This is a genomic window from Streptomyces cylindrosporus (genome assembly GCF_022698165.1).
Classification (GTDB): domain Bacteria; phylum Actinomycetota; class Actinomycetes; order Streptomycetales; family Streptomycetaceae; genus Streptomyces; species Streptomyces cylindrosporus.
Genome location: NZ_JALDAY010000011.1, coordinates 14,268 through 28,903, shown reverse-complemented (window position 1 = coordinate 28,903; position 14,636 = coordinate 14,268). Strand labels below are relative to the sequence as shown.

Here is a 14,636-nt window from a genome sequence, read left to right as displayed (position 1 = left end):
CGAACACCGGAAGTCCACGACGGGGGGCGCGAGATGAACACGCTGCACGGCAACAGCAACAGCGCAGTGATCACGCGCCTGCACGACGTGAACGGGGGCCGGGGTTCAAAGGAGTCCGGCGCCGTGAGCGGGCGGGGGTGCGCTCGCGGCGCCGGGCGTCAGCACACCGGTTACATGACGGTGGTTGACGGTTTCACGGGGGAACCGCACGGGGGAAGCGCGTACAGGGAGGACACGGGGGAGCGTCGGTCGCTGTCGGAGGCGGAGTTCACCGCCTACGTCCAGGAGCGCCGCGCCTCCCTGTACGCCACCGCCTACCACCTGACCGGTGACCGTTTCGAGGCCGAGGACCTCCTCCAGAGCGCCCTCTTCTCGACGTACAAGGCATGGGACCGCATCAGCGACAAGGCGGCCGTCGGCGGGTACCTCCGTCGCACCATGACGAACCTGCACATCAGCGCGTGGCGCCGCCGCAAGCTGAACGAATACCCGACCGAGGAACTGCCGGAGACGCCCGGCGACACGGACGCGATGCGCGGCACGGAACTGCGCGCGGTCCTGTGGCAGGCGCTCGCCCGCCTCCCCGAACTCCAGCGCACCATGCTGGTCCTTCGCTACTACGAGGGCCGCACGGACCCGGAGATCGCGGAGATCCTCGACATCAGTGTCGGCACGGTGAAGTCGAGCATCTGGCGGTCGCTCCGCCGGCTGCGCGAGGACGAGGTCCTCAGCTTCGGCCGTGACGAGGAGGACGCCTTCGGGGAGCTCGTCGCCTGAGGGTTGGGGGGAAGCAAGTAGCAAGTAACGGGGGAACAGGAAAAACGGGGGAGCACGACCCGAGGGGGCCACGGGGGTCACGGGGGACCGACGGGGGAAGTACCCACGGGGAAAACGGGGGAAATCGGGGGAGCACGGGGGGAACGGGGGAGAGCGGGACTGGAGGGCCGGGGGGTCCGTCCAGTCCCGCTTTCGTTTCCCGCCTTCGTTTTCGTGCCGGGACCGTCAGACGTAGTAGCCGCTGCAGTCGACGACCAGGTCGACGGTGCCGGAGCTGTTGTTGTAGACGCTGATCTGGCCGTTGGTGTCGGTGGGCGTCAGGGCGAGATTGGCGAGGGTGTCGCCGGTGCCCCAGTTGAGGTTGCTGGTGGCGGGTTTGCCGACTCCGGTGGGATAGGCGACGGCGTACCCGGAGCCCGCGGTGTCGGTGACGGTCAGCATGGTGGCGAGGGTGGGTGTGGCGGCCATGGTGACCTGCTGGGTGGTGCCGGTGGTGAGGGTGTAGGCGGCCAGCGCGGCGATCGCGCCGGAACTGCCGCCGATGCCGCTGCGGGTGTCGACCAGGCGGGTGGGGTTGAGGGTGTGGAACTTCTGGCCCGTCGTACCGGTCGTGTAGTAGCCGAGGACGTCGGCCACGACGGCGGTGTCGTTGCCGTGGACCGAGATGGTGATCGTTCCCGAGGTGCCGATGGGGACGTCTCCGGAGAGCGACGCGATGGCGTTGCCCGTGTTGAAGCTGAGACTGGTGTCGGCCGTGGGTGCGTATCCGGTCGCGTAGGCCTGAAGGTAGCCGGTGCCGGCGGCGTTGGCGGCGGCGAGGTTGACGGCGACGCCGGTGGCGTTGCTCGGTACACCGTTCTGGCCGGTGATCTGCAGGGTGAAGTTGGTTCCGACAGCGACGGTGCCGGTGCTGGTCAGGTTGGTGTGGGCGACGCTGGAGCGGGTGTCCAGGGCGCGGACCGCGCTGGACAGCGGGGTGTAGGTCTGGCTCCCGGTGAGGGTGGCGTCGCTGCTGAAGTAGCCGGTGACGTCGACGATCAGGGCCGTGGTGGCGCTGCTGCTGCCCAGGTTCGTGTAGAGGTCGATCTTGCCGTCGTTGCCGACGGGGACGACCTGGTAGCCCGTCGCCGTGGTGCTCGCGGCGAAGTTGGTGGACGAGGTGATCGGGCGCTGGGTGCCGTCCGCGTAGGTGGTGACGTACCCGTGGTCGGTCTCGCCGGTCACCGTGACGTCGACGGCGACCGCGGTGACGGTGCTGGGGATGGTGGTGGGCGCGCCGCTGACCGGCGTGGTGACGCTGTCGCCGGCGATCTTCAAATGGGTGACGGACCCGTCGGTGATGGTGCTGGAGCCCGCGGTGACGCCACTCGTGTAGGTGAGGCCACTGCTGCTGCGGGTGTCGAGGATGCGGGTGGGGGTCACGGACTGGTGGTAGCCGGCCGGGGTGTAGGGCTGGGCCGGGGGCACGACGGCGTTGGTCCAGGTGCGGACGCGGGCCAGCTCCCCGGTGAAGTAGTCGGCGCGGGCGCTGGTGTGCCAGTCGTCGCCGAGCTGGAAGTTGCCCCCGGCGCCGGTGCCGGGCGCGGTGTGATCGCCGGTGGCGACGAAGACGTCGTCGACGTAGAGGCTCATCACGCCTGTGGACTTGTCGTAGGTGGCGGTCAGGTGGGCCCAGGTACCGAGGTGGACGGTCCCGCCGGTGACGGTGTCGAAGCTCCAGGCGGTGCCGGAGCCGGTGTTGAGGCTGAACTGCCAGCCGTCGCTGGTGGGCAGCAGCAGGATGCCGGAGTCGGCACTGCCGCTCTGGGAGAGGACCGCGCCGCCGTAGGCGGTGGGGTCGGCCCAGACGGACACGGTGAAGGACTTGGTCAGGTCCAGGGCCTTGCTGCCCTGGAGGTAGTCGTGGTCGCTCGCGTCGAGCTGGACGTCGGGGTCGAACAGGCCGCCGGTGGGGGCGGTGACGCCGCTGGTGCCGGTGAGCGTGATCGCGCTGGTGGCGGAGTCGTCGGCGGTGTGGGCGGTGGTGTCGTAGTCGTTCAGCGGCCAGTCGTGAGTGTCGGTGCTCAGGGACTGACCGGAGGGCGTGGTCCAAGTGGCGGTGGTGCCGGAGAGGGTCATCTCATGGGCGGCGGCGGTGCCGGTGCTGCTGACGGTCCACAGGTCGGGTGTGGCGTCGTTGTTGATGTCGGCGGCCTGGAGGGTGGGCTGGCTGCTGGAGTCCCAGCCGGTGCTCGCGGCCTCGACGGAGGTGAGGTTGGTGTCGGTCGCGCCGTTGGAGAGTGCATCGTAGGTGAGGGTCTGGAGGTTGGACGGGCTGAGGTACCAGAGCTGGCCGTGTGAGGGGTCGCTGGTGTCGGTGCTGGTGTCGCGGGCGAACAGCTCCGGCAGGCCGTTGGCGTCGAGGGTGCTGGTGATGGTCCAGCCGCTCCAGCCGGTGGTGCAACCGGTGGTGGTGGAGGTGTTCTGGGCGAGGCAGTAGGGGTTGTAGTCGGCCAGGTCGGTGGCCTGGTCGGCGCCGGGGTAGAGGCCCTGGGCCGGCGCGGAGTTCTCGTCGTACAGCGAGCCGTTGATCACCAGCAGGAGGTCGGGGTAGCCCGAAGGCGTCTCTCCGTTGACGGTGTAGTAGAGGCCGCCGCCGTTGGCGATGGAGGTTGCGGGGGTGGTGGTGTCGGTGGTGGTGCCGTCGTCGTTGAAGGTGGTGGAGGTCAGGGCGAAGACGCCGGTGGAGTTGGTGACGGGGAGGGTGTCGACGGGCTGGAGGTCGGTGCCGTCGCCCTGGCCGCGCAGGATCTCGCCGGTGACGGCGCCGGTTGAGGTGTCGTAGCCGTAGTCGAGGACGTCGTTGAAGCCGGCGCCGGTGAAGAAGTGTCCGGTGATGGCCTGGGTGCCGGTGAAGGAGGTGGCGGTCTGAGTGGTGGAGACGCCGTTGCCGTCGATGCCGATGTTCCGGGCGACCGGGTTGACCTTGCCGCTGCCGGTACCGGTGGCCTGCCAGAGCCCTGCGGGCAGGGAGTTCTTCCCGCCGACGGTCAGCAGGTCGGCGTTGCCGTCCCCGTTGAGGTCGTCGCCGGAGGCGGTGGCGGGGGCGCCGGCGATGAAGCGGTAGTCGTAGGTGTCACCGACGTTGCCGCTGCTTCCGACCGCGGTGACGGTGAGGGTGTTGGTCTGGGTGGTGGGCTTGAGGGAGACGGTGGCGGTGTAGGGGCTGGACGTGGAGGCGGTGACACTGACGGGGTTGCCGCCGTTGAGCTGGTAGCGGTAACTGCCGGGCGCCGTGCTGCTGTTGGTGTCCGTGATGGTGAAGCTCGCGGCGGTGCCCACCGTGCACAGGCTGTCGCCCGAGGGGCTGTCGGTGAGTTCGGGGCACTGGCTGGTGGTGGACGTGACCGGGGTGATGGTGGGGGCGCCGGGCGCGGTGGGGTCGTAGTAGAAGTGGCAGGTCTTCGACTGACTGCTCGTCAGATGCTGGTCGGTGGCGGTGAGATACCAGGCAAACTCGGTTTTCGCGGTGAGCGCCGCGAAGGGCCCGGAGGCACTCGTGTGGGAGAAGAGGGTGCTGGTCGTGGTGCCGCTGGTGGCGTTGATCGCGCGGGTGTAGGTGGCGTTGCTCGCCATGTTCTTCAGCGTGAAGTTCGCGGTGAGCGGGCTGGTGGTGCCGTCCGGGTCGGAGACTCCGGCGCGCAGGGTGACGTCGCCCAGGCCCAGCGAGGTGGGCGTGGTGGCCGTGCAGCTGGTGGTGGGGCTGGTGGTCAGTGCGGTCGGGGTGTTGGGGGTGTGGTCGTAGGTGGTGGTGATGGTGGCCTGCTTGCTGAACTGCTTCCAGGCCAGGTCGTTGCTCTCGTCGGCGGCCTTGAGCTCGAAGGTGGCCTTGGACCACTTGTTGTCGGCGGCCTGCTGCATCAGCGAGGTGATGTCGAAGGTGACGTCGGCGGGGCCGCAAGAGGTGGACCAGCCGTGCGCGGCGGACTGGGAACCGAGGGACTTGAGGCGGGCGGGCTGGTTGTTCCAGGTGGTGCTGGAACTGATCGATCCGGTCCAGTACAAGTCGACGTCCTCTTTGGTGCAGGAGGCCGACCAGTTCTCGTAGAAGGAGATGTCGGAGGAGATCACGTCCTGGGCGCCCCAGAGTCCGCTGTGGACGCTGGTCTGGTAGAAGGCCCGGTTGGTGGAGACGTCGGAGGTCCAGTCGGTGTAACCGACGTGCAGGGGACCGGGGGTGGAGGCCGCGGGCTTCCAGAACGCGGTCGACGGCCACTCGCTGTCGACGAACGCCCAGGCCTGGACGGTGTCGGTCTGGCCGGAGGCGGTGAAGGTGGGGTCGATGTAGACGGGGTAGACGGTGTTCTTTCCGGTCAGCAGGGCGCGCGCGGGTGAGAGGCTGATGCGGCCGTGGTGGTAGGCGGCCTTGAGGCTCGCCGTGCGGGCGGCTTTGCCGGGTGCGATGGTGCTGGAGGCGAGTGGCGTGCCGCTGCGCTTGTCGACGGTCTGCCCGGTGTGCGGGTCGGTGGTCCTCGGCGTGTTCGACGCGGGGCGGCTGGAGTCCCACATGGTGGGCGCGGTGGCGGAGAACACCGTGCGCCCGGCGCGGTCCTTGGCGGTGATGTCCCCGGCCGCGTCGTCGGCCAGGGTGACGCCGGTGGCCTTGGTGGACAAGGTCAGGTCGGCCAGCGCCGGGTTCGCGGCGGCGGTGGCGTTCCTGACGACCAGGACCTCGCTGAACCCGCCGGTGTCCTGGGCGGTGACCGCGAGGTCCACGTCGGGAAGGACGTCGTGGTAGGTCGCGGTGGCCCCGGACAGGGTGGGTGCGGTGAGGGTGAATCCGGCCGGCAGGGACACGCCCAGGGAGCCGCTGCCGGCTCGCATGGTCGCCAGCGGGGTGTGCGTACCGCCGCCCGACAGGCTCAGTGAACTGGTCGACACCTTGGGGGAGATGGTGCCGTCCGCGTGCCGGACCAGCGTCGCGTCCAGCGACTTCCATCTGCCGTGCACCAACTTGCGTACGGGCGCGACCGTCTGTCTGAGCGTCAGCGTCCCGTCGGGATTGGCGGTGAGCGTGGAGGAGTCCGTCGTGGCGGCCGAGGCCCGCACCGGCTTGCCGGTGGTCCGGGCCTTCGCCAGCGCCTGCTGCTCGCTCAGCCCCGGGGAGGAGCCGGCCGATGCCCGGGCGGCGGAGGCCCGTGTCGTCGGGGTGGCCGCCTGGGCGAGGGCGGGGAGGCCGAGCGCTCCGGTGATCGCGAGAGCGGCGGCGCCGGTGATCACCCGGCGAGCCCATGGGCGAGGCGGTGAAGCCTGCTTAGTCTTTTGCATTTACTTTCCCCCAATTCTTCGTTCTGCTGAAAAAACCGAGCGTGATCGACCGGCCGCATCTGGTGGAACACCGGGAACGGCCAAGTGTTCGCAAATTTGAGTTGAGAGCTCTTTGGTATTACTCACAGCCTCCTCATAGAAATTCCCGAGATCCCTGCTTCGTGTAGCTGAGTGCCTGAAGCCGCGTCACCGTATGGGCAGTTGAGGCCCTTGCGCAGGCTGCTGTGATTCAGATCACTGCATGTCCATGTCGAAGATGTCTGCTTCTGTTGTTATTTGCCGACGCATAGCTGTGAGTTCTTTTCGAATTCCTTATTCTCTGGAGTTGAAATTTCAGGTACTCCTTGGCGTCGTCCGGCATTTCGGCATGGGGTGCGACGAGGGGGAGGCCGTGTCCGGTAGACGCGTGCGCAGAATCAGCCGAGTGACGGGATGGGCCACGGTGCTGGCCTGGTCCCTGGGCCTGGCCCTCGGGCCGACAGCGAGCGCACTACCACTGCTCACCGAGCCGGCCGCCAAGCCGAAGGTCGACGTCGGCCGTTCGGTCACCGGCCTGAAGCCGGTCCCGCACAAGCAGGTGCACATCTCCACCGTCACCCGGCACACCGTCACACCCACCCGGACTGCCTGGCCCAGGGCTCGTGGTGGAACGGTTCACCTGACGGCGCCCAAGGGCACGGCCGCCGCGGGAACCAAGGCGGTCGCGGCGGGAACCCCGGTCTGGGCTCAGGCCGTGGCCCCCGGTAAGGGCACCTACATCGGCCCGACGACGTTGGGAGTCTCGGTCAAGTCGCGCTCGCTGTCCGCGCGCCTGGGTGTCTCCGGCCCGGTCTGGTCGCTCGCCACCGGCCAGGGCGCCGGGGCCGGCGCATCCGGCTCGGGCCGGGTGAAAGTCGGGTTGGACTACGGCGCGTTCAGCCAGGCGATCGGTGGCAACTACGCCTCCCGGCTGCGGCTGGTGGAGCTGCCCGCCTGCGCCTTGACGACTCCTCAACTGGCCGAGTGCCGTGTGCAGACACCCTTGACGTCGGTCAACAACCCCAAGAAGGCGGCTGTTTCGGCGGAGCTCACCCTCGCCACGAAGGCTCCGGTGGCGAACACCGCTTCCCTCGACGGCCGTCGGACCGCGACCGCGTCGGTGGTCTCGGCGGAGTACACCGGATCGGTCTCCGCTTCCGCCTCGGCGCAGACGGCCTCGACCTCGGGTGCGGCGACCGTGATCGCGGCCACGGACTCCACCGGCCAGGAAGGCGGGGCGGGCGGAAACTACGCCTCCACCCTGTCTTCCGCGGGTTCCTGGTCCCAGTCAGGGTCTTCGGGTGACTTCACCTACACCTACAAGGTCGAAGCGCTGGGTGCATCGACCTCGCTGGCGCCGGACCCGTCGCTGTCGTACGACTCCGGCAGCGTCGACGGCAAGACGGCGAACACCCAGGCCCAGGCCTCCTGGGTGGGTGACGGCTGGAGCACGCAGGACTCGTTCGTGGCACAGGCGTTCACCCCGTGCGCCGACTCTCCGGAGGGCAGTGCCGGGTCGGTGACCACATCGGACGAGTGCTACGACGGGCCGGTCCTGACGCTGTCCCTGAACGGGACCTCGACCTCGATCGTCTACGACTCGTCCACCTCCACTTACAAACTGGCCAACGACAACGGCTCCACGGTCACGAAGGTGACCGGCTCGTCGAACGGATCGGGTACGTACGACACCTCGTACTGGGTGATCACGGAGCGGGACGGCACCAAGTACTACTTCGGCCGCAACGAGCTGCCCGGCTGGACATCCGGCGACGACACGACGAACTCGGTGGACTCCGAGCGCGTGTACGCGGCGCACTCCGGAGACCCTTGCTACGACTCCACCGCCACCAGCAGCTACTGCACCATGGCGTACAAGTGGCACCTGGACTACGTCACCACCGCCACCGGTGCGGCGATGGCGTACTACTACAAGCAGGACACCAACTACTACGGCGCCTACAAGGGAGCCTCCGAGGTCAAGTACGTGCGCGACTCCTACCTCGCGCACATCGACTACGGCTTCACCACGGCCACCGGCCCCTACGGCACCGTCCCGGACAAGATCGTCTACGGCACGTCGGTGCGCTGCACCTCCACCAGCACCAACTGCGGCAGTGCGGAGACCTCGTCCAACGCCTCGTACTACCCGGACGTCCCCTACGACCTCATCTGCGCGTCGGGCGCGACCTGCAGCGCGTACGGGCCGTCGTTCTTCTCCACGGTCCGCCTGACGTCGATCACCACCCAGCAGTACTCGGTCTCCGCCGGCGCGTATGCGACCGTCGACTCCTATGCGCTGACCCAGACGGAGCCTTCGACGGGCGATGCGACCAGCGCGACGCTGTGGCTGTCCGCCATTCAGCGCACCGGCTCGGACACCACGGCGGGCGGCTCGACCTCCTCGATCACCATGCCGGCCGTGAAGTTCACCGGCTCAGCCCTGGAGAACCGGGTAGACACCTCCACTTACCCGGGCCTGTTCCGCTACCGCATCACGGCGATCACCAACGAGCTGGGCGGGGTCATCGGCGTCTCCTACAGCCTGCCGACCGCGTGCTCGACCTCGGCCACCCCGTCCTCGAACACCGCCTCCTGCTTCCCCGAGTACTGGACGCCCAGCGGCTACATCAGCCCGATGCGGGACTGGTTCAACAAGTACGCGGTCCAGGAGGTGTTGGAGACCGACACCACTGGCGGCTCGGCGACCAAGGAAACCGACTACGCGTACTCAGGCGCGGCCTGGCACTACGACGACGACGAGAACACCAAGGCCAAGTACCGCACGTACGGGCAGTGGCGCGGCTACCGGCAGGTGACCACCACGACCGGCAACGGCTCCGGCGACGCCCGGACCAAGCAGGTCGACTCCTACTACCAGGGCATGGACGGCGACTGGCTGTCCTCGACCTCGACCCGGAGCGTGTCGCTGACCGATTCCCAGGGTGGCAGCCACACCGATTCCGCCCAACTCTCCGGCAGCCTCCTGGAGTCGGCGTCCTATCTCGGCGACGGCGGCAGTGTCGACCACTCCACGATCTACTCGTACTGGGTCTCCGCGGCCACCGCGACCCGCGCCCGGTCCGGGCTGCCGGACCTGACAGCGAGGGCCACGGGCACCGCGGAGGAGTGGACCCGGCAGCGGCTGACCGACGGCGGCACCACCAGCTGGCGCTACACCGAGACCGACACCACCTACGACGCCACCCGTTCCGACGACGACTTCGCCCTGCCCACCTACGAATACACGCACACCGTGCCGGCCGACACCGCCTACGACCAGTGCACGAGCACCACCTATGCACCCGCCAACACCAGCGCCAACATCGTCGGCCTGGTCTCCGGCACCGAACAGGACTCGGTCGCCTGCTCCGGCTTCACCGAAGGGGCGACCGCGTCCGTCCCCAGCGGACTGAACACGCTCGGCGCGCCCAGTAGTGTCACCCGGCCCGACCAGGTCGTCTCCGCCACTCGCACGTTCTACGACGACACCACCTTCTCCACCACGTTCCCGCAGGCCAGCGCCCCGACCATGGGCCTGGTCACGATGACCCGCACGGCCACCGACTACGGCACGGGCTCCTTCACCTGGCGCACCACCGCGCAGAACACCTACGACAGCACCTACCACCGCCTGAACAGCACCACGAACGGCGACGGCAACACCACCACGACCGCCTACACGGTCAACTCCGCCTACCTGACCACCGGACAGACCGTCACCCAGCCCACGGTCGGCGGAGTCGCCCACACCAGCAGCTCCACCCTCGACCCCGAGCGGGGCCTGACCCTCACCGCGACCGACGCCAACCACGTGGTGACCACCACCCAGTACGACGCGCTCGGCCGGACCACCTCGGTGTGGAAGAACAACCGCGCCACCACCGCACTGGCCAACGAGACCTACACGTACACCCTGTCCAACACCGCGCTGTCGGGTGTGGTGACCAACACCCTCAACGACAACAGCGGATACCTCACCTCGGTCAGCATCGAGGACTCCTTCGGCCGCGCCCGCCAGACCCAGACGTACACCCCGCAGGGCGGCCGGCTGATCGACGACACCCTGTACGACTCACGCGGCTGGACGGCGAAGAAGAACACCGGCTACTGGGACTCCGCCACCACGCCGACGCTGGCGCTGGACTCGGTGGCCGACAACCAGGTCGCCGACCAGGACGTCTACACCTATGACGGGCTCGGGCAGCAGATCTACGACACCTCCGAGGAGTACGGCAAGGTCGTCTCGACCAGCACCACGGTCCACAACGGCGACTCCACCACCGTCATCCCGCCCACCGGCGGCGTCACCAAGACCACCTACACCGACCCGCTCGGCCGTGACAGCGAGCTGGACGAGTACACCGCCGCGCCGACGCTGACCACCCCGTCGAACACCAGCACCGGGATCTTCTACCTCACCGGCGGCACCACCAGCGCCACCAAGTACGGCTACGACGGCCACGGCCAGCAGTCCACCGTCACCGACGCCAACGGCGACAAGTGGACCAGCACGTACGACCTGGCCGGGGAGGTGGTCTCCAAGACCGACCCCACGGCCGGCAAGTCCACCATGGGCTACGACGCGGACGGCAACCTGCTGCAGACCCAGGACTCCCGCGGTGAGTACGTCTCCTACACCTACGACGCGCTCGACCGCAAAACCGGCGAGTACGCGGCCGCCAGCGCCGCCCAGGTCGCCTACGCCTCCACCAGCTCGCCCGGCAACCAGACCGCGTCCTGGGTCTACGACAACGCCAACACCGCGATCTCCGGCATGACCTACCCGGTTGGGCACGTCACCACGGCGACCTCCTACAGCGGTGGTTACGCCTATGTCCAACAGGCCGTCAACTTCAACGTGTTCGGTGAATCCCTGGGCGAGGAGACCATCGTCCCCTCCGCCGCACAGGGCACTGTCCTCGGCAAGACCTGGAAGATCACCCACTCCTACACCAGCGTCAACGGCCTGCTGTACACCGACGGCTACGCCCTCGGCGGCGGCCTGCCCGCCGAAACCGTCACCCACGGCTACAACAACGACGACGAACCCAACGCGCTGGCCGGCGCCTACGGCTACCTGCAGAGCACCACCTACAGCGCCTACGACCAGGTCGCCCAGGTCAAGCTCGGCTCATCCACCTCCTACGCCACCGTCACCGACACCTACGACGCCCACACCGGGGACCTGTCGGACCAGCTCGTCACCCGCTCCACCACCACCCCGGCCACCGTGGACGACACGGCCTACACCTACGACCTGGCCGGCAACACCACGCAGCAGACCGACACCCGCTCCGGTTCCAGCAGCACGGCCGAGACGCAGTGCTTCACCTACGACGCCCTCGACCGCCTCACCACGGCCTGGACCGCCACCGACGCCTGCGCGGCCACCCCCACCAGCAGCAGTCACAGCACGGTCGGCGACGGCATCACGGGCGGCGCGTACTGGACCAGCTGGACCTACGACGCCATCGGCAACCGGGACACCCAGACCCAGCACACCGTCTCCGGAACCGCCGCCGACACCGTCACCCACAACGCCTACTCCAGCAGCCAGCCCAACACCCTGACCGGCACGACCACCACCGGCGGCACCACCGCCTCCACCAGCTACGGCTACGACGACGCCGGCAACACCACTACCCGCGACACCAGCACCGGCAACCAGAGCCTCGTCTGGAACAACAGCGACCAGCTGACCACCGTCTCCAACAGCACCACCGGCACCTCCACCAACTACATCTACGACGCCGACGGCAACCTGCTGCTGCAGATCGACCCCACCACCACCACGCTGTACCTCGGCAGCGAGCAGATCACCCTCAACACCTCCGCCGGCACCGCCACCGGCGTGCGCTACTACTCCCTCCCAGGCGGGGCCACCGTCGTCCGCACCGGCACCGGAACCAACTACGGCTTCGAACTCGCCTCCGACCAGCACGGCACCAACAGCCTCTACCTCGACTCCACCGCCCAGACCCCCACCTGGCGCCAGTTCGACCCCTACGGCAACTCTCGCGGCACCACGGCCACTTGGGTCGACAACCGCACCTTCCTCGACAAGCCCACCGACACCGCCACCGCCCTCACCGACGTCGGCGCCCGCGAGTATGACCCCACCATCGGCCGCTTCATCAGCCTCGACCCGGTGTTCGAGGCCGACAGCTCCCAGGAACTCAACGGCTACGCCTACGCCGGCGACAATCCCGTCACCGAGAGCGATCCCACCGGCCTGGAATCCTGCTACCCGCACTTCTGCTCCGGCAGCAACGGCACGTACGGCACCTATCACTCCGAGAACGACCCCGCGTCGAAGGACTACAAGGGCTCCAGCCACTACTGCGACACGCACAAATGCAGCAGCGGCACGGCGAGCAGTGACAGCGGGAATGTCAGCAAGCAGACGAGCGGGAACACCACCAAGACGACACAGGCCCAGCAGGCCGCCGCTCGTGAAAAGGCAGCCTCCGCCCGAGCGCGCCGCATGGCGGCGGCCGCGGCCGACAAGCAGAAAAGCTGTGGCTTCACCTGTGGCATTTCCAAGTTCTTCCACGGACTCGTGCCGCATGGAGAGGGGCTCTGCGGAAGTTTCGGGGTCTCCGCGGGACTTTCCGTGAGCGCGAGTATCTGCCTGGTCTCCATCAAGGGCCATGACGGTGTGAGCCACACAACACTGACCGGATCCGGAGGCGTCGGTCTCGGCCTGTTCGGATTCTCGGTCGCCGGCGACACGGTTTACACGAACGCCGACGACGTGAGTCAGCTGACGGGCTGGGGAGGACAGCTGGAGGGGACCGCGGGTGAAGGTTTGCTCGGCCACGCCGCCATCGGTACGGGTGGATCCAAGAACAGTGAAGGAGCGCTGGTGTACATGGCGCAGGTCGGACTCGGTGGAGGTGTTGACTTCATTCCGCCGGCAATTCCAGCCAATATCACAGGCGGCGTATCCGACACCTTCATACTTCATCGCTTCAACTAGATTTCATTGACCCTGTGGTCGCCGTCCGGTAAGATCACGCAAAATCGGCAGAGTCAACATGGAAGCGACCAATGAAATACCTCGTTTTCGCGGCGGGTGAAAGTCAGAACCTTTCAACGCCCTCGGCCTTCTTCTTCGGATTCATTGGCCTGGTTTTCTTTGCCGTGGGTGTGACTTTCCTCGCCGCGTCGAACGGTATATCTGCCGCACTGCAGACCAGGGTGCCCCGAGTCTCTTATGGGCCTGGAGCCAAAGAGGGGTTCCCCGGCCGGGGGTTCATCCGCACCTTCGGTGTGATCTTCTCGATCGTCGGAGCGGCGATTCTCGCTTTCGCCGTCTACCACCTGTTGAGCTGACTCGCCGGGCGGCGGCCCACCGCTGCCGATGCCAGGCGGGTCAGGGCCTCGTCGCGGTCGCAGGGGTGGGCGCCGAGGGTGGTCTGGCGGGCGATGATCGTGCGTTCCTGGCGCATCAGGCGCCAGCCGCGGCGGAGCAGGAACGGGATCGACTTGCGGCCCTCCCGAAGGTCGCGCAGGAAGCGGCGGCGGAAGGTGCGCACCGGGCCCCGGCTCAGACACAGCGCGTCCGCCAGCAGCCCCAACTCCCGGCAGCGGTCCACGATCTCGGCCGCGAAGATGCCCTCCGCGATGAACAGGGGCGTCCTGCCGATGTCGACGGTCTCCTCTCCCGTGCGGGCCGAGAGCGAGATGTCGTAGACCGGGATCTTCGTACGGCCCGTGCGGCACAGGGTCGCTATCGCGGCCACCGCCGCCTCCGTGTCCCACGAGTCCGGGTGGTCCCAGTCGATGTCGGAGCTCCCCGCCACCAGCGGCAGTGTCGGGTCCCCGGCCTCCTTGTAGAAGTCGTCGAGGCGCAGCACGGGAAGGCCGGAGCGGGCGGCGACGAGGGACTTGCCCGAGCCCGAGGGGCCGCAGAGCAGCACGACGCGGGCGGAGGAGGGGAGATGGATGCTCACGGGACACCAGTTTGACGTATTCCGTACGCCCTGCCGACCCCGCGGGTCGTCTTTGGAGCGCGCGTCACACCTCAACTACCCTACGTGTCGACCTCATTACCCTGTGCAGTGCAAAGCATGTAGAAGGTGGCACCAGCAATGGCACGACACACGTCTTCCCCGACCCCGACCGCCCAGCGCGCCCTGGTCGCCCTCGCGACGGCAGGCGTGGCGCTCGGCGCGGGGGCCGCGACCGCCTCCGCGGACACCGAGCCGGTGCTGAACGAGGTGGTGCACACCCGACCCACCTCCCTCGGCAGGATCGACCCTCAGTCCGGCCTCCAGGCCCTCACCGGCACCGTCGGCTACGTCACCGGCCCGGTCTCCGGCCTCAAGCCCAACCCCCTCGCCGGCACGGGCGTCGACCCCCTCGACAACGGCGTCGCCACCCAGCTCGCCGACTTCCAGCCCCTCGCCTCCCAGGCCCTGACCGGCCCGGTCGCCCAGGCGCAGTCGATCGGCAGCATCCCGGTGCTGGGCCAGGCAGCCAGCCTGCTCAACCACTGAGGCCATGCCCACAAGAGAGCCGCGCCTCCC

Annotated in this window: 6 protein-coding genes; 4 read left to right on the top strand and 2 right to left on the bottom strand. The window is 68.2% G+C overall.

The features are described from left to right. The first annotated feature begins 33 nt into the window (after positions 1–33). Positions 34–777 carry a SigE family RNA polymerase sigma factor gene (locus MQP27_RS33085; protein WP_242771414.1) on the top strand — a complete coding sequence of 248 codons (744 nt, stop codon included), beginning with the start codon at positions 34–36 and terminating at the stop codon, positions 775–777. Positions 778–1,002: 225 nt separating this feature from the next. Here the strand turns inward: MQP27_RS33085 and MQP27_RS33080 are convergent, their stop codons facing one another. Next, on the bottom strand, positions 1,003–6,036 hold the full coding sequence (locus MQP27_RS33080) for a LamG-like jellyroll fold domain-containing protein (protein ID WP_242771411.1): 5,034 nt from the start codon (positions 6,034–6,036) through the stop codon (positions 1,003–1,005). 472 nt (positions 6,037–6,508) lie between these two features. Here MQP27_RS33080 and MQP27_RS51475 point away from each other — a divergent pair, with 472 nt between their 5' ends. Further along, complete coding sequence (locus tag MQP27_RS51475) at positions 6,509–13,084, top strand: RHS repeat domain-containing protein (protein WP_308290027.1); 6,576 nt, start codon at positions 6,509–6,511, stop codon at positions 13,082–13,084. Positions 13,085–13,155: 71 nt separating this feature from the next. Next, positions 13,156–13,440, top strand: coding sequence for a hypothetical protein (locus MQP27_RS33065; protein ID WP_242771396.1), 285 nt, complete (start codon positions 13,156–13,158; stop codon positions 13,438–13,440). Here the strand turns inward: MQP27_RS33065 and MQP27_RS33060 are convergent. Further along, positions 13,422–14,060: a uridine kinase family protein gene (locus MQP27_RS33060; protein WP_242771394.1), complete on the bottom strand. Its 639-nt coding sequence runs from the start codon at positions 14,058–14,060 to the stop codon at positions 13,422–13,424. The two genes, MQP27_RS33065 and MQP27_RS33060, sit on opposite strands and share 19 nt — an antisense overlap. 138 nt (positions 14,061–14,198) lie before the next feature. Here MQP27_RS33060 and MQP27_RS33055 point away from each other — a divergent pair, with 138 nt between their 5' ends. Then, positions 14,199–14,606, top strand: coding sequence for a hypothetical protein (locus MQP27_RS33055; RefSeq protein ID WP_242771392.1), 408 nt, complete (start codon positions 14,199–14,201; stop codon positions 14,604–14,606). The last annotated feature ends 30 nt before the right edge of the window (positions 14,607–14,636 follow it).